At 41.0% G+C, this 18,222-nt stretch carries 11 protein-coding genes and 2 pseudogenes; 12 read left to right on the top strand and 1 reads right to left on the bottom strand.

Annotated features, from left to right (window positions below; genetic code table 11):
- Nucleotides 1-49 precede the first annotated feature (49 nt).
- Nucleotides 50-856 carry a putative RNA methyltransferase gene (locus AC1M9K_RS09750; RefSeq protein WP_481589155.1) on the top strand — a complete coding sequence of 269 codons (807 nt, stop codon included), beginning with the start codon at nt 50-52 and terminating at the stop codon, nt 854-856.
- A 32-nt stretch (nt 857-888) separates the two neighbouring features.
- On the opposite strand, the gene ponA is transcribed toward AC1M9K_RS09750, so the two are convergent.
- Nucleotides 889-3,414, bottom strand: a complete 2,526-nt coding sequence (gene ponA, locus AC1M9K_RS09745; protein ID WP_481589154.1) for a penicillin-binding protein PBP1a — start codon at nt 3,412-3,414, stop codon at nt 889-891.
- Nucleotides 3,415-3,582: 168 nt separating this feature from the next.
- Between ponA and AC1M9K_RS09740 the strand changes: the two genes are divergently transcribed.
- From AC1M9K_RS09740 to AC1M9K_RS09690, 11 genes and pseudogenes are all read left to right on the top strand, one after another.
- The gene (locus AC1M9K_RS09740; RefSeq protein WP_035263966.1) at nt 3,583-4,641 is read left to right on the top strand and encodes a pilus assembly protein PilM; all 1,059 of its coding nucleotides are present in this window, start codon (nt 3,583-3,585) and stop codon (nt 4,639-4,641) included.
- On the top strand, nt 4,641-5,267 hold the full coding sequence (locus tag AC1M9K_RS09735; protein WP_092767275.1) for a PilN domain-containing protein: 627 nt from the start codon (nt 4,641-4,643) through the stop codon (nt 5,265-5,267). Before AC1M9K_RS09740 ends, AC1M9K_RS09735 begins: the two co-directional genes overlap by 1 nt.
- Entirely contained in the window at nt 5,264-5,992 is a 729-nt protein-coding gene (locus tag AC1M9K_RS09730; RefSeq protein WP_481589153.1) for a type IV pilus inner membrane component PilO, read from the top strand. The genes AC1M9K_RS09735 and AC1M9K_RS09730 overlap by 4 nt, the downstream gene beginning before the upstream one ends.
- A complete protein-coding gene (locus AC1M9K_RS09725) occupies nt 5,992-6,519 on the top strand; it encodes a pilus assembly protein PilP (protein ID WP_481589152.1) in 528 nt (175 codons plus the stop codon). Before AC1M9K_RS09730 ends, AC1M9K_RS09725 begins: the two co-directional genes overlap by 1 nt.
- Before the next feature lie 19 nt (nt 6,520-6,538).
- Nucleotides 6,539-6,889: pseudogene (locus AC1M9K_RS09720) on the top strand (type IV pilus secretin PilQ); the annotation flags it as partial.
- A 408-nt stretch (nt 6,890-7,297) separates the two neighbouring features.
- A pseudogene (locus AC1M9K_RS09715) lies at nt 7,298-9,028 on the top strand (type IV pilus secretin PilQ); the annotation flags it as partial.
- Nucleotides 9,029-9,064: 36 nt separating this feature from the next.
- On the top strand, nt 9,065-9,607 hold the full coding sequence (gene aroK / locus AC1M9K_RS09710) for a shikimate kinase AroK (RefSeq protein ID WP_035263975.1): 543 nt from the start codon (nt 9,065-9,067) through the stop codon (nt 9,605-9,607).
- 25 nt (nt 9,608-9,632) lie between these two features.
- Entirely contained in the window at nt 9,633-10,712 is a 1,080-nt protein-coding gene (gene aroB / locus AC1M9K_RS09705) for a 3-dehydroquinate synthase (protein ID WP_481589151.1), read from the top strand.
- A gap of 14 nt (nt 10,713-10,726) precedes the next feature.
- A complete protein-coding gene (locus AC1M9K_RS09700; RefSeq protein WP_481589150.1) occupies nt 10,727-11,572 on the top strand; it encodes a hypothetical protein in 846 nt (281 codons plus the stop codon).
- 414 nt (nt 11,573-11,986) lie between these two features.
- The gene (gltB, locus tag AC1M9K_RS09695) at nt 11,987-16,462 is read left to right on the top strand and encodes a glutamate synthase large subunit (RefSeq protein WP_481586813.1); all 4,476 of its coding nucleotides are present in this window, start codon (nt 11,987-11,989) and stop codon (nt 16,460-16,462) included.
- Nucleotides 16,463-16,534: 72 nt separating this feature from the next.
- Complete coding sequence (locus AC1M9K_RS09690; RefSeq protein ID WP_481589149.1) at nt 16,535-17,956, top strand: FAD-dependent oxidoreductase; 1,422 nt, start codon at nt 16,535-16,537, stop codon at nt 17,954-17,956.
- The last annotated feature ends 266 nt before the right edge of the window (nt 17,957-18,222 follow it).

Below are 18,222 nucleotides of genomic sequence, written 5' to 3'. Positions count from 1 at the left end.
TCGGCTTATGCCGACTTTTTTTCATCGCTAAAATTTTTTGGAGAAAATGATGAATCTGTTGATGTGTCCTGTTTGTCGCGAGGCATTGGCACTTGAGGGGAAAACATGGCGCTGCAAGAGTAATCATAGTTACGATATTGCAAAGCAAGGTTATGTGAATTTGCATGTCGTACAGCATAAACATAGTAAAAATCCAGGGGATACCCCTGAGTCTGTTCAAGCTAGACGGTCGTTTTTATCAGCGGGATTTTATGCGCCATTACAGCAAGCTGTCGTTGCTAAAATCCGAGAATTACGTATTGAAAATCTTTTAGATATTGGTTGCGGTGAAGGATATTACACCAATGCAATGGAAGCTGAAGCGATACAAGTTGTGGGGGTGGATATTGCTAAAACTGCAGTTCAGGTAGCAGCAAAATTAAATCAAAATGTCACTTGGGTTGTGGGTACGGGGGCTGTGTTGCCTGTTTTAAGCGAGACTATCGATTTATGTACCAGTTTATTTAGTCCTATTCCCGAGGCGGAAATATTACGTGTATTAAAACCATCGGGGTATTTAATGGTTGTTACCCCAGGTCCACAACATTTATATAAAATGCGAGAAGCACTATTTGAAGAAGTAAAGGCACATGAGCCACATAAATTTGTAGCACAGTTGAGCGAGCACTTTGAGTTAATTGATGAAAGCTTAATTCAGGCACCATTGGTGTTGAACCAAAATGACCTAAAGTGTCTTATCGCAATGACGCCATATGCTTATAAGGCCAAACCTGAACGGCGTGACCAATTAGAGCAAGTTGAAAAATTTGAACTGAGTGCAGAGTTTCAGATCTATATTTTAAAAAAGAAAAGTTAAAAGAAGCCCTCTTTTAGAGGGCTTTATTTTGGTTATTGAACTTGATTAATCAAATTTTCGATTGAATCTCGTTTAACTTGTGGTGTTGAATTCATATCCGGTGGTGTCGACGACGTCGGCGTTAACGGTTGATCGTTATCTGGTAGATCATCAAAATCGCGATCATTCGTTGGTGCTACCACTGGAGCAGGGCGATAAATTGGACGAGCTAAAGGTGGAGTTTTATCTTTTTGCTCATGGTTTAATGTATGTACACGACCACGTTGTTCTCGAGTTAAAGGAGCTTTTGCATTTTTATCTAAACTTACCCAAGCATATGGTGTATTGGCAAGAGACTTCTCCATAAAGTCACTCCAAATTGGAAGAGCAGCGATACCCCCATATTCACGACGACCTAGTGTAGTTGGTTGGTCGAAACCTACCCATGAAACTGCGACTAAATTGCCGTTAAAGCCAGCGAACCAAGCATCTTTTGCATCATTAGTTGTTCCTGTTTTACCTCCTAAATCACCACGACCAATTTTTAATGCTGCGCGACCAGTACCATGCTGAATTACGTCTCGTAAAATATTCGCCATATCAAATGCTGAGCTGGATTTTAAAATTCGATGTGCTTGACGATATTGGCTACGCTCTTCATCAGTTAAAGTGGGTTGCTTATCCTCTAAAGACTGATTGGTAACTTCAATAATTTCGTCGTCTGGTGTTGTTGCTTCAGCAGAGGTTGTATCTTGCTTCTGAGATTTAATACATGAAATACATGCGTATTCTGGATTGGCTTGATAAATCACTTTGCCGTAAGCATCCTCAATACGGCTAATGAAGTGAGGTTGCACGCGGAAACCGCCATTGGCAATTGCGGCATAGCCTGTTGCCATTTGCACAGGGAGTACTTGAGGTGTTCCTAATGCAATCGTGTAGTTACGTGGAATCTGATCTTCCTGCAAACCAAAATCCATAAACAATTGGCGAGTACGTTCTAGACCGACTGTTTGTAAAAGGCGAACAGAGACAGTATTACGTGACAAATATAAAGCCCGACGTAATGGAATCATCCCCAGATAGCGCCCATCAGAATTGCGTGGTGACCATTTACCAATGGTAATGGGATTATCACTAACCATGGTATGCGGCGTCATACCTCGTTCAAGTGCAAGCGAGTAGACAAATGGTTTGATAATAGAGCCAGGTTGACGCCAACCTTGCAATGCACGGTTAAATTTCGATTGATAAAAATTATATCCACCAACGATCGCGACAATGGAACCATCATTTGGATTAAGTGCAATTAACTGACCTTGTACACGAGGTACCTGTACCAAGGACCACATACTACGATTTTGATTTGGACGTAGACGAACAATATCTTTGACTTTCACAATTTGCGAGGCATTGCTCGGTGCGCCACCCACACTATTGGCATTGCGATAGCGTCTCGCCCAAGACATGCCAGACCAAGGAACAGTGACTGATGAACCATCTTGTAAAGTTGCTTCAAAAGAATTACTTAAAACTTTAGTGACTTCAGCAGGGTAGGTGTTTGCAAATGGCACAAAATCTTTTAAGGGTTTGTCATGAGCTTCTGGGCCACGCCAGCCATGACGACGGTCATAATTTTCTAAACCAACACGAACTGCTTCTTCGGCAAAGGCTTGACGATTGTAATCAATAGTGGTGTAAACCTTATATCCAGAATCGATCGCGAGATCGCCAAATTTTTTGACGAGTTCCGAACGAACCATTTCACCGACATAAGGGAATTTATTGTTAATACCGCGATCAGGCATGTCCAAGGCGATAGGCTCTGATACTGCATCTTCATATTCAATTTGACTGATATAACCCAACTGTAGCATACGACCTAAAATCCAATTGCGACGTTCTAACGCACGTTCAGGATTGGCCACAGGATTATACTTAGAGGGTGCTTTAGGTAATCCTGCAATCATTGCCATTTGGGCAATTGAAAGATCGTCTAAATTCTTGTTGTAATAAATTTTTGCTGCTGCGGCAATACCATAGGCATTTTTACCGAGGAAAATTTTATTGACGTAGAGAGTTAGAATTTCTTCTTTTGATAATTTTTGTTCAATTTTACGTGCTAAGAAAATTTCGGTGAGTTTGCGCTTGAGAGTTCGTTCTGGTGTTAAATAATAGTTTTTAGCCACCTGCATGGTAATTGTAGAACCACCAGTTTGAATGTCAGAACCCGTGATCGATTCACTGACTGCGCGTCCTAAACTTTTAAAACTAATACCGCTATGCTCAAAAAAAGAAGAGTCTTCTGCAGCTAAAAAAGCATGAATAAAATCTTGTGGGATTTGCTCATATTCAACTGGAACAGAAAGTTTGCCACCATATTCTGCGATTAATTGGTTATCTGCTGTATAAACTTGCAGCGGTTTTAATAATGGAGCCTTCTTAAAAGCAGTCATCTCTGGCAAAGATGGTGCAATATAGAGATACATTCCATAAAAGCCCATTGGAATTGTGACTAAGATAATGATAATCAGCAAAAAAAAAGGGTGAATCTGTCCACAACAAGATAGCTTTTTCATAACAAGTAAGTTTTAATAGGTGCTAAAGGCAAACTAATAGAAGGTCAGTATAGCTTCTCATTTAACAGAATGTTAGTTGAGTTATTATATCCGCAAAAAAATTAGACCAAGTGTAGTTAGTTTGTATTGTGCTGTTGTTGGGGACAAAAAAATAATAGGAATTGCATTGTGCTTAGACTATATCGTAAGCCAAATAAGGGGTTAGTGGGGGTAGATGTTAGTTCGACCTCTGTTAAGCTATTAGAGCTATCAGTTAAAAACGGTCGCTATTGGGTTGAAAGTTACGGGTTAAGTCCATTGGTTGATGGGAGTGTTGTTGAAAAAAACATCCTCAATCAGGATAACGTGGCTGATGCTTTAGAGCGCGCGATTAATATTGCAAATCCGCAATCGACGAATGCTGCTTTTGCGGTACCTACATCTATGGTGATTCACAAGGTCATCGAGATGGATGCCGACATGAGCGATGATGAGCGTGAAGTTCAGATTCGTATGGATGCTGAGCAATATATCCCATTCCCACTTGACGAAGTCAGTTTAGACTTTGAAGTGCTTCCTGAGCGATTAAACAATCCAAACAGAGTGAACGTTCTACTCGTTGCGACACGTACTGAAAACGTGGACTCTCGTATTGAAGTATTGGATTTGGTCGGCCTTACCCCAAAAGTTGCCGATGTTGAAAGCTATGCACTGGAACGTAGTTTTGAAGTCTTTGCAGATACATTGCCGATTGGTGCAAATCTTGTTGGCGTTCTTGATATTGGTCATACCATGACGACTTTATCAGTCATGCAAAATGGCAAAATTATTTACACGCGCGAACAAGTGTTTGGCGGTAAGCAATTGACTCAAGATGTGCAAAATCGTTATGGCTTATCTTATGATGAAGCTGGGCGTGCTAAAAAAGACAACACCTTACCAGATGACTTTGAAACAGAAGTTTTAATGCCATTCCTTGATGCAGTGATTCAACAAGCAGCGCGTTCATTACAGTTCTTTTTCTCTTCTTCTCAATTTAACGAGATTGATCATATTTTATTGGCGGGTGGTAATGCCAATATCCCAGGTCTTGCAAAAATGATGCAACAAAAATTGGGATATCGCGTCACTATTGCTAATCCATTTTTACAAATGGGCTTTTCTCCTCAAATCGACCTGAAAAAAATAGAAAATGATGCACCATCATTATTGGTGGCGTGTGGCTTGGCATTGAGGAGTTTTGATTAATGGCTAAAATTAATTTACTCCCTTGGCGCGAAGAGCTAAGAGAACAGCGAAAAAAGCAATTTGTTTATATCTGTATCGCAGTGGTATTACTTGCGATTTTATCGGTTTTAGCAGCTTGGTTCTTCTTGAATCATAAATTGCAAGACCAAGAACAAGCAAACCAACTTATTGTAAGCACCAATCAAAGTTTAGACGTTCAATTAAAATCCTTGGAAGGATTGCAAGAACGTCGAAATGCAGTGATTGAGCGGATGAAACTGATTCAAGGTCTTGAAGGTCAACGACCTGTTACTGTGCGTTTAGTAGATGAATTGGTACGTGTTGTTCCTGAAACAGTGTATCTGACGAAATTTACCCGTACTGGTAATAAATTTACCATCGAAGGTAAAGCTGAAAGTCCGAATGCGGTAGCAGAGTTATTACGTGGTTTAGAAGCTTCCCAGTGGTACCGAAATGCATTTATGAATTCATTCTTGGCTGCGCCAGAAGTGAAGGAAAAAGCACCAAGTTCGGTAATCCCTCGAGTTGAAGAGTCTTACGGTACATTTATCGTGACTGTCGACTTGGGTGCAATTGCTCAACCGATAGCAGATATGGACGCGAATAATGTGGGAGGTGCACCATGAGTCGTAATGATTTAAATGACTTTGATTCAGATGTCACTGCACTAAAAAAGAAGTCCATGACTGTTGAAAAGTTCTTTCAGCAATTTAATACTTTGGACTCCAATAACTACGGTAGTTGGCCACTGTCTGTAAAAATTACCTGTTGGATTTTTATTTTCCTATTTGTTTGTGCTATTGGTTACTTTTTGGTGATTAAACCAAAACTTGAATCAATTGATCTTGCTAAAGCACAAGAGGCAAATTTACTGACAGAGTTTAAAGAAAAGGATTCTAAGCTCCGTAATTTGCAGCAATACCAAGCACAGTTGCAACAAATGGAAATGAATTTCAATGAGCAATTACAACAATTGCCAAAAGAAACAGAAATTCCAAGTTTAGTTGAGGACATCAACTTAACAGGTGTAAATTCAGGGCTCAAATTTAAAAATATCCGTCTCGAAAATGAAGTGGCTCAAGAATTCTTCATTGAGCAGCCAATTTCGATAGAAACGACAGGTGATTATCATTCATTTGGGCGTTTTGTGAGTGGAATTGCGTCTTTACCGCGTATCGTGACTTTGCATGATTTTGTGATTACAGCGACGCCAAGTACAGATAAAAAATCTGATATTCCACTGATCAATTATTCATTAAAAGCCAAAACATATCGTTATGTTGCATCGACTGAAGATACGGTAGGTTCAGCGGTTGTTCCACCAGCTGATATGCCAGCAGGAGGACAATAATGAAATCATTTAAGCTTTTGTGCGGATTAATTATTGCAACGACTTTGGTGGGATGTGATTCGCGTATTGATGCGGTCAATCAAGAAATGGCGAATATTCGTAGCCAGCCGCCTTTACCCATAGAACCGGCACCTGTATTTAATCCAGTTCCAAATTTTCTTTACTCGGCACATCAACTTCGAAGTCCATTCTTGCCAAACTCATTGGCAACAGAGCTAAGAATCATGTCGGGTAAACGTGTTTATCCTAATTTTAATCGTCAACCACAGCCTTTAGAAAGCTATGCATTGGAAACGTTAAACTTCAAAGGAAGTTTAAAACGTAACAATGGCCAGATTCTCGCTTTGATTCAAACCCCTGATGGTGAGATTGAGCGTGTGCAACGTGGTAATTACATGGGGATGAACCAAGGGCGCATCGTGAAGATAACGCCGACTCAAATCGATCTGATTGAAATTGTTTCAGATGGTCGAGATGGTTATATCGAAAGACCGAGAAGCTTAGTGTTGCTTGGGCCTGTTGGTTAAGACGAGTTAAGGAATAACAATGAAAAAGAGTATGCAAAATTTTTGGGGTGGGGATCGACAGTATATGAACCGTTTTCTTCGTCAATTCGCTATGACCACTGTTTCTATAGCTGTTATGCAGGCAGCGGCGGCTAAAACTACGATGACTAATATTGTGCCTTTGCAGGTGCCAGGTCAAGGAACAGAAATCCGTGTCATGTTTAACGGATTACCTCCACAGCCACAGTCGTATCAATTGGAAAATCCATCTCGACTGGTTTTGGATTTTATGCAGGCAGGTCAAACACTGGCGAATACTAAAATACCTGTGTCGACCACTGAAGCAAACTCAGTTGAAGTCATTTCTAATGATCAGCGTTCACGGTTAACTGTCAATTTAACGCAGAAGGGGAGCTACACGACACGTGTTGAAGGCAATACCTTTATTTTAAAAATAAATAATCCAAACTCTGCGAAAGTGGCAACACCAGCGGCGCCAGTGGTTACACAAGCCAAAGCAGCAGAACCAGCGCCTAAAACAAGTGTTTTAAAGCCAGTCATACGTCCTAATCTGACGAATAACGTTACACCTGTTGCGGCTACAACTGTGGCAACGACACCTGTAACGCCAACACCTGTGATTCCTGTTGCAGCACAGCAGGTATTGAAACCAACTGCACCAACGCCTACGGTTTTAAGACCTGCCGCTCCACCTGCACCAGTGGTTCGTCAGCAAGTTGCAGCACCTGTACCACCTCCAGTAGCTCCTGTTTATCAGCAGCCTGTTGCGTATACACCGCCAGCACCTGTCGCTTATCAAGCAGTACAACAAGGACTGCAAGATATTGGTTTTGAGCGCGGTAGTGCAGGTGAGGGACAAGTTGTACTGAATTTAAAAACAGCAGATACACCAGTAGATGTACAACAGCAAGGTAGCAAAGTTGTGGTGCGTTTCCTCGGTAACAAAATTCCATCGCATTTGGTGCGCCGTTTAAACGTTAATGATTTTGCGACGCCTGTCTCTACAGTAGACGCTTATAATGATAAGTCGAATGGTGTAATTTCCATTCAGTCGAGTGGTAGCTTCGAATATATGGCTTATCAAACAGATGGTAAGTTAACGATCAGTCTAAAACGCCCAGAAGAGAAAAAAGGCTTAAGCAGCCAAAATCGTACACCTAAATATACAGGTAATAAGATTTCTCTCGACTTCCAAGACATTGAAGTGCGCCGCGTATTACAATTGTTGGCTGATTTTACCGGCATTAATATGGTGACTTCGGATTCAGTTCAAGGGAATATTACATTACGCTTAAAAGATGTGCCTTGGGATCAAGCGCTTGATATTGTAATGAAAACCAAGAACTTGGATAAGCGTCGCAACGGAAACGTGATTTGGATTGCACCTGTTCCAGAATTGATTAAAGCCGAAGAAGAAGAGGCGAAAGCCATTGCACAAAGTGTGAAATTGGCACCATTGCAAACCGAATATATTCAATTGAGCTATGCCAAAGTTGAAGATATTGAAAAGTTGATTACTGAAGGTCGTAACAGCCGTTCATCTAATGGTAATAATACAAATTCAACAACTGACCCATTGGGGGACAGTGTCGGGTCATTATTAAGTCCACGTGGTACAGTTTCAATTGATCCACGTACCAATACATTGATCATTAACGATACAGTTCAAAAAATTGATCAAATTCGCAAGATGATTGATTTATTGGATGTTTCTGTAAAACAAGTCATGATCGAAGCTCGTATTGTACGTGCGACAACAGATTTCACTAAAGAAATGGGTGTGAAATGGGGGGTAGTATCGAAAGGTGTTGCAACCAATAATGATCTTTTGGTTGGTGGTAGTGATCAAACGCTGTGGGATTTAAAATCACCAAGTGAGGATGGTCGTTATAATATTCAACGTCCTGATAACTTAAATGTGGATTTAGGTGTGGCTGGGGCTGCAGGTAAAATTGCATTTGGTTTAATCAATATGTCTGATTTTATGCTGGACCTTGAGTTGTCGGCACTACAAGCTGATGGCTACGGTGAAGTTATTTCTACACCAAAAGTTCTCACTGCTGATAAGCAGCAAGCGAAAGTTGCTTCGGGTCAGGAAATTCCTTACCAAACCACTGAAACTGCAGGTGGTGCTGCAACGGCGACGACTTCCTTTAAAGAAGCATTGTTAAGCTTAGAGGTAACGCCAAGTATTACACCTGATGGTAAAATTCAAATGAAATTGAATATTACCAGTGATTCACCAGCAGGTTATGCACAGAATGGTGAAATCATTTTGAATAAAAATCAAATTGATACCAATGTGCTTGTGAACAACGGTGAAACTGTGGTGTTAGGTGGTATTTTCGAGCAAGAAACGATTTTTAACCAAACCAAGGTGCCTTTCTTTGGTGATATTCCTGCTGTTGGTCGTCTATTCCGTAAAGACAGTAAAACAGAGAATAAGCGTGAGTTATTAATCTTTGTGACACCAAGAATTGTTAATGACAGGCAAACTAGAAACAATTAATATAGTTTCAATGAAAGCAATTCAATAGGTGACTCCTTGCCAAGCAAAGAGTTTGAAACCCTACCGAATATTTATTTGGTAGGGCCCATGGGAGCTGGTAAAACAACCGTTGGTCGACATCTTGCAGATTTACTTCATCGAGAGTTTCTTGATAGTGATCATGAGATAGAAAGAAAAACTGGGGCGACCATCCCATGGATTTTTGAGAAAGAGGGTGAACAGGGATTCAGACATCGTGAATCACTGGTAATTGATGATTTAACATCAAAACAAAATTTAGTTGTTGCGACGGGTGGCGGTGCAGTTACTCAGTCGATTAATCGATCTTATCTAAAAGATCGAGGTATTGTGATTTATCTTTATACTCCCGTAGAAATACAACTTCAAAGAACCTACCGTGATAAAAATCGACCTTTATTACAAGTCGAAAATCCTGAACAGAAATTACGTGAATTATTGAATATTCGTGATCCGCTGTATCGTGAAGTTGCACATCATATTATTGAAACGAATCAAGGTGCTGCGCGTGATTTGGCACAACGTATTCTTAATGTGATTGTCGCAAAAGAATTGAATTAAATTTGTTTTATTGGCTTATAACATCATGCAAACCTTATTCGTTGAACTCGGTGAACGCCGTTATCCTATTTTCATTGGTAGTGATTTAGATCCGCAACAATTACTTGAACCCTATATTCATGGGCAACAGGTCATGATTGTTACCAATGAAACGGTTAAACCGTTGTATTTAAATCACTATGTATCAGCTGTGGAAGGTTTAGGTAAAAAAGTTGAGACATGTGTTCTACCTGATGGTGAATGTTATAAAAATATTGAACATTTGAATTTAATTTTTGATGCCTTGCTTGAGGCAGGATTTAACCGAGATTGTACAGTGCTTGCCTTGGGTGGAGGGGTGATTGGTGACATGGCTGGATTTGCATCAGCTTGTTTCCAACGCGGAGTGTATTTTATTCAAGTCCCGACCACGCTGCTATCGCAAGTCGATTCGAGCGTTGGCGGTAAAACTGGAATCAACCACCCATTAGGCAAAAACATGATTGGTGCATTTCAGCAGCCACAGGTCGTGCTTGCGGATATGGCGCAACTTAAAACATTGCCTGAGCGTGAGTTGTCAGCAGGTTTGGCTGAAGTCATTAAGTATGCCCTATTAGGAGATGTTGTTTTTCTTGCATGGCTTGAGGAAAACATGGATGGTCTCGTTGCACAACATCCAGAATTACTTGCTGAAGCAGTGTACCGCTCTTGTGCACACAAAGCGCGAATTGTGGCCAATGACGAGAAAGAACAGGGTGAGCGTGCATTACTGAATTTAGGTCATACCTTTGGACATGCGATTGAATCTTATCTGGGATATGGTGAATGGTTACATGGTGAGGCTGTGGCGACGGGAATGGTGATGGCGGCAGATTTATCTTATTTAATGGGGTGGATCACAGAAGCTGACCTTGAACGTACAAAAATTATCATTCAACGTGCGAAATTACCGATAAAATGTCCTCAAATTCCACTTGATGAATTTTTGGCATATATGTCTCATGACAAAAAAGTCCTGAATGGTCAATTACGTTTAGTGCTCTTGAAGTCGCTAGGGCAAGCAGTAATTACCAAAGAGTTTGATGTGGAATTAATGAAACAAGCGATTTTACGTAATCAAGCATAATCTTAGGTTTTCTCATGACGGTACGCCACTCATCCCCACGCACAGCGCAACAATATATTTGGTTGATCGGTGGCATACTGTTTTTAGTCGCATCTTTTGTATTCTGGATTTTGACTGATAGCAAAGAGTTGGTTACTCAGTCTAAGCAAATTGAAGAAACTCAAGTCCAGATTCAACCTGAAAAGGTGGCAGCAACAAATTATTTGGGCGGGCTGACTGATCAAGTGCGACCTTTGGAATTAACTGCGCGTAAAGTGGCTTCAGGAAACCATTCGCCTGAATTTAGAGGCACAAAGTTTATTCAAGACAATAAAAATAACTATTATATCGAACTATTTCGCGTTACCAATGAAGATGTAATTAAAAGTTTTCTTAATAAGCAAACTGATCGTAAACCATACATTTATTTTCGTTTGAGTGGTGAGGATCAAGTTGAACAGTACATTTTGGGTTATGGGCTGTTTATGGGGGAAGGTGCTGCCAAGACAACTTTAAATGGATTGGATTTAAAGTTACCACCTTCTGTAGCGCCTAAAGTTGCTGGCTTTAATCAGTTTGTGGGTCAAGTCAATGACATGGGTTCTGAAGAACTAACAACTGCAAAATTATACGAAATTAAATTACGACCTGCAGCTGTACCATTGATTGATGAGTCATTGCTGGTTCGTCCTAAGCCAACCCCTGTGGTTGATCCTGCTAAGGCAACAACCAATGTGACTATTACAAGAAAAGATCAGTCAGGAAATGTGGTTGATGTGAGACGTTCGCAATCGAATGTTGACCCTATTTCGAGCGATAATTCAAAGAATAATACGGATAAGCGGAATCAAGAGGCTCAAATTAGTGATCCATTTAATTAAAATGTTATAAAATGGCGCAAAATTAAACGAAAGCATAATAAATTTGCACATCATTGGTGCGATAAAGTGGTTCTAATTTGGTGCCTTTTCGGTTAATAATGACAAAATAATTGAAATAAAACGCTTGCACGGAATAAATAAATATTGGCATAGATTTTGCTTTTATTGGTGCACTGATTAAGTAAATTGTCCCTATTTTGGAGCGAAGACCTTAATTTAGTGTGCGATTTAGTCAAATTGATCTGCTTTAAATGGGTGCAAATCGTCTCGTACATTTGTGAAATTAAATCAGAAAAGACGTTCAATAACGAAAGACATACAGAATCATGTCTTTGTTTTATAAAGAAATCGTATTTGAAGAATAGATAAGTTTTGCCCAATGAGGGCCATGTTGAAGAAGGGTACGCTATGCACATGCCATCGCCTAATACTGTAGCTCCCGCTAAAGGTCTATACCAACCGGATGAGTTTAAAGATAACTGTGGTTTCGGATTAATCGCCCATATGCAAGGTGATGCGAGTCATGACTTGGTCAAGACCGCGATTCATAGTTTAAGTTGTATGACGCACCGCGGTGGTATTGCTGCAGATGGTAAGACGGGTGATGGATGTGGTCTACTGTTGGCTATGCCTAAGCAATTCTTCCGTGAAGAAGCAAAACGTTTAAGTGATATTACACTCAGTGAAATTTTTGCAGTAGGTACAGTTTTTCTTAGCCTAGATCCTGCAATTGCTGCACATGCAAAACAAGTGCTGACTAAAGAAATTGAATCAGAAGGTTTGCGTGTAATTGCATGGCGCTTAGTGCCAACCAATAATGAAGCATTAGGCTCAATTGCGATGCAGTCTTTGCCAGCATTTGAACAAGTAATTGTTAACTGTCCAATGGGTGTTGAAGAAGTTGAGTTTAACCGTAAGTTATTCTTGGCTCGACGTCGTGCTGAACAAAAATTAAGTCAAGATAGTTCATTCTACGTTACAACACTTTGTTCAACTGTGATCTCTTATAAAGGCTTAATGATGCCTGAAGCGATTGCAGATTTTTATACAGATTTAGCTGATCCACGTTTGGAATCACACATTGTAGTGTTCCATCAGCGTTTCTCAACCAATACATTGCCACGTTGGCCATTGGCACAACCTTTCCGTTACTTAGCGCACAATGGTGAAATTAATACCATTACAGCAAACCGTAACTGGGCGATGGCACGTACACCAAAGTTTGAAAACCCGCTCTTGCCTGGTTTAACTGAGCTCAACCCAATCGTAAATCGTACTGGCTCTGACTCTTCAAGTTTAGACAACATGCTCGAGATCTTGGTTGGTGGAGGTATGGATTTATTCCGTGCACTACGCATGCTCGTTCCACCAGCATGGCAAAACGTTGAAACTTTAGATGCTGATTTGCGTGCATTCTATGAGTTTAACTCTAAACATATGGAAGCATGGGATGGGCCAGCAGGTCTTGTGATTCAAGATGGTCGTCACGCGATTTGTATGCTTGACCGTAATGGCTTACGTCCTGCACGTTGGGTAATTACTAAGAATGGTTACATCACACTTGCATCAGAAATTGGTGTCTGGGGTTATGAACCAGAAGATGTAGTATCTAAAGGTCGTGTTGGACCAGGTCAGATCTTAGTCATTGACACTTTCACTGGTAAATTGCTGGATACTAAAGACGTCAGTAATCATCTGAAAAAAATGCGTCCTTATCGTCAATGGTTGCGTGAAAATTCAGTGCGTATCCAAGGCAGCCCAGAGTTAGAAGAATATCTATGTGATCAAGGCTTAAAAGGCGATGCTTTAAAAGCAGCGCAAAAAATGTTTATGGTGACATTTGAAGAGCGAGATCAGTTATTACGTCCAATCGCTGAAAGTGGTCAAGAAGCGGTAGGTTCGATGGGCGATGATACGCCGATGGCAGTATTGTCTCGTCAAGTACGCCATGTAACAGATTACTTCCGTCAACAGTTTGCTCAAGTAACTAACCCACCAATCGATCCATTACGTGAATCGATCGTTATGTCTTTAGAAACATGTTTGGGTCGTGAACAAAATGTATTTGAACAAGGTCCAGAGCATGCGGATCGATTAATTATTTCAAGTCCTGTACTGTCAAACTCTAAAATGCATCAAATTCGCACTTTAGGTCGTAAGGGCTACGAGATTGCAGATATTGATCTAAACTATGCAGAGACTGAAGGTCTAGAAGCCGCGATTACACGTATTTGTGAAGAAGCAGCGCAAGCAATTCGTGATGGCAAAACCCTATTGGTGATTTCTGATAAGAAAATCCGTGAAGGGTTCTTACCAGCTAATGCAGCGATGGTAACGGGTGCTATCCACCATTACCTCATCCATGCGGGTTTACGTACAGATGCAAACATTATTGTTGAAACAGCTTTAGCGCGTGATCCACACCAATTTGCCGTAATGCTTGGCTTTGGCGCAACAGCAATTTACCCATATCTTGCATATGACGTCATTAACGATTTAATTGCGAAAGGTGAGTTATTAGGTGATCCGATTCATGCACAAGCGAATTTCCGTAAAGGCATTGAAAAAGGATTGTTGAAAGTCCTTTCTAAAATGGGTATTTCGACCGTTGCTTCATATCGCGGTGGGCAGTTATTTGAGGCTGTTGGTTTATCTGAAGAAGTTGTTAATAAATGCTTCACAGGTGTTCCAAGCCGTATTAAAGGTGCGACTTTTGTTGATCTTGAAAATGATTTGAAAAAATTAGCAGAAACCGCGTGGAAATCACGTAAGCCAATTGAGCAAGGTGGTTTGCTGAAATTTGTATTTGATAAGGAATATCACGCATTTAACCCAGATGTAATTAATGCTTTACATAAATCTGTACGTTCTGGGAAATATGAAGATTTCAAAGAATATGCTGAGCTTGTAAATAATCGTCCAGTGGCAACCATTCGTGATTTATTTAAACTCAAAACAGAAAATTCAATTCCACTGGATCAAGTTGAATCTGTAGAAGCGATTCTTCCGCGTTTTGACTCTGCAGGGATGTCTTTAGGGGCATTATCACCAGAAGCACATGAAGCGATTGCCATTGCAATGAATACAATTGGTGGTCGCTCGAACTCAGGTGAGGGTGGTGAAGATCCAGCGCGTTACGGCACAATCCGTAACTCAAAAATCAAACAGATCGCATCAGGTCGTTTTGGTGTAACGCCTGCTTACTTAACGTCTGCTGAAGTACTGCAAATTAAAGTGGCACAAGGTGCAAAACCGGGTGAAGGTGGTCAGTTGCCAGGTGGTAAAGTGAATGGCTTAATTGCACGTTTACGCTACTCTGTACCAGGTGTGACATTAATTTCTCCACCGCCGCACCACGATATTTATTCAATCGAAGATTTATCCCAGTTAATTTTTGATTTAAAACAAGTTAACCCTCAAGCGATGGTCTCTGTAAAACTGGTATCTGAGCCAGGTGTGGGTACGATTGCTGCGGGTGTTGCAAAAGCCTATGCTGACTTTATCACCATCTCTGGTTATGACGGTGGTACAGCAGCATCGCCATTGTCTTCGATTCATCATGCGGGTTCGCCATGGGAGCTTGGTCTTTCTGAAGCGCATCAAGCCCTTCGTGTAAATGATTTGCGTGGTAAAGTTCGCGTTCAAACGGATGGTGGTTTAAAAACGGGTCTAGATGTCGTGAAAGCAGCTATTTTAGGTGCGGAAAGCTTCGGTTTTGGTTCTACACCAATGATTGCGTTGGGTTGTAAATACCTCCGTATCTGCCACTTAAATAACTGTGCGACTGGTGTAGCGACTCAGCAAGATCATTTGCGTCAAGAGCACTATATCGGCGAACCACAAATGCTCATTAACTTCTTCACCTTTATTGCTGAAGAAACACGTGAGTGGTTGGCTGCATTAGGTGTATCAAGTTTGAAAGACTTGATTGGTCGTACCGATTTACTAGAAATGCTACCTGGTGAAACAGATAAGCATGCTCACCTAGATTTAAGTGCTTTACTTGAATCACATCCAGCTGCTGAAGGCAAAGCTCAATATTGCGAAGTCGAAGGAAATGCACCATTTGATAAAGGTGTTTTGGCTGAGTCTATGATTGCAGAAATATTGCCTGCGATTGAAGCTGGTACAGGTGGTGAATACAGTTTTACCATTGGTAACTGTGACCGTTCTATTGGGGCACGTGTTTCAGGTGAGATCGCTCGTCGCTATGGTAACTTAAGTATGGAAGCACACCCTGTTAAAGTGAATTTGACAGGTACTGCTGGACAATCACTTGGTGTATGGAATGCGGGTGGTCTGCATATCAAGCTTGAAGGTGATGCGAATGACTATGTGGGTAAAGGTATGGCGGGTGGTCGTATCTCAATTTTCCCACCGAAGGGTTCTCCTTTCCAAACACAAGAAACAGCGATTATCGGTAATACATGTTTATATGGTGCAACAGGCGGTAAATTATTTGCTGCAGGTACAGCTGGTGAACGTTTTGCTGTTCGTAACTCAGGCGCGTTCGCGGTGATTGAAGGTGCTGGCGATCACTGTTGTGAATACATGACAGGTGGTATTGTGACGGTACTGGGTAAAGTTGGTCATAACTTCGGTGCAGGTATGACAGGTGGTTTTGCTTATGTACTTGATTTAGATAATGACTTTGTTGATCATTATAACCACGAGTTGATCGAGCTTAATCGTATTTCGACCGAATCAATGGAAGAACATAAAGAGTTCTTAAGCCGCATTTTAGATGAGCATATTAAGGAAACTGGTAGTGCTTGGGCGTACAAGATCCGTAACGAGTTTGATTTCTACAGCCGTAAATTCTGGTTGGTGAAACCGAAAGCTGCAAACTTGCAGACTTTATTAAAAACAACTCAAGCTGATCCTCAATAATTCCACTACTGCAGATATATAGGCAGATGCAGCTGAACTAACAACAGACTGCATCTACCCACGGAGAGAGACATGGCAGAACGCCTTAATAATGACTTTCAATTCCTGGATGTCGCACGCCAAGATCCAGAGAAAAAAGATCTCAACGTCCGCAAAGCTGAGTTTGTGGAAATTTATAAACCCTTTACAGCTGAAGTTGCGAAAAACCAAACACATCGCTGTTTAGGTTGTGGTAACCCTTACTGTGAATGGAAATGTCCAGTACATAACTATATTCCAAACTGGTTAAAACTGATTGCTGAAGGTCGTATTTTTCAAGCAGCAGAGCTTTGTCATCAGACCAATACACTGCCTGAGGTGTGCGGTCGAGTTTGTCCTCAAGACCGTTTGTGTGAAGGGGCTTGTACGCTGAATGATGGATTTGGTGCGGTGACCATTGGAAATGCTGAAAAGTATATTAATGATACGGCATTTGCATTGGGCTGGCGTCCTGACATGTCTCATGTCAAATGGACAGATAAAAAAGTCGCGATTATTGGTGCAGGCCCTGCAGGTCTAGGTTGTGCGGACATTTTGGTGCGCAATGGTGTTAAACCTGTCGTATTTGATAAGCGCCCAGAAATTGGTGGTTTGCTGACCTTTGGTATTCCTGAATTTAAGATGGAAAAGGACGTGATGAAACGTCGTCGTGAAATCTTTACAGGCATGGGGATTGAATTCCGTTTAAATACAGAAATTGGCACAGACATCACTATTGATCAATTGCTTGCTGATTATGACGCTGTCTTCATGGGTATGGGAACGTACACATACATGAAAGGTGGTTTCGCAGGTGAAGATTTGGAAGGTGTTTATGATGCGCTTGATTTCTTAATTGCCAATGTGAATCGTTGCCAAGGTTGGGAGAAAGATCCTTCAGAATTTATCAGTGTCGAAGGTAAGAAAGTTATTGTACTCGGTGGCGGTGATACTGCTATGGACTGTAACCGTACTTCAATCCGCCAAGGTGCAACATCTGTCACTTGTGCATACCGCCGCGATGAAGAAAACATGCCAGGTTCACGCCGTGAAGTTAAAAATGCGCGAGAAGAAGGTGTTGAATTTCAGTTCAATCGTCAGCCGATCGAAATCGTGGGTGAGAATGGACAGGTCACAGGTGTTAAATTTGTGACGACTCAACTCAGTGAGCCTGATAGTCGTGGTCGTCGCAGTCCTGAACCGATCCCAGGTTCAGAGGAAATCTTACCTGCTGATGCAGTGCTGTTGGCCTTTGGTTTCCGTACAAGCCCTGCAGAATGGTTTAATGATGTAAGTATTAATTTAGATGGTTCAGGTCGTGTCGTTGCTCCTGAGCAGCAACAATACAAGTTCCAAACTTCTAATCCGAAAATCTTTGCCGGTGGAGATATGGTGCGTGGTTCTGACTTGGTCGTAACTGCGATTTGGGAAGGACGTCAAGCTGCTGAAGGTATTTTAGATTATCTTGATGTTTAAACGAAAACACGCCTTACAAAAAATCCTACTTCGGTAGGATTTTTCATTTATATGCATGACTTGTTTGACAATCTCTTGTTGAATGTTCAAAAGTATCCAATTCAAGAACTATCTTAAGAATCATGTAATTAAATTAAAAAAGAGAATGGAGTTGTAATTTAATTTGCGACTTTATTGGCAAAAAATATAATTTATTTGTCTGTGTGGTTATTTTTGCAATATTAAATCTGATTTATTCTGACAGTATGAATAAGAAATGCTATATC

It is taken from the genome of Acinetobacter sp. 24-47-67, from assembly GCF_056779735.1.
The sequence above is the reverse complement of the archived record's forward strand: the minus strand, read 5'-3'. Positions and strand labels throughout refer to the sequence as shown.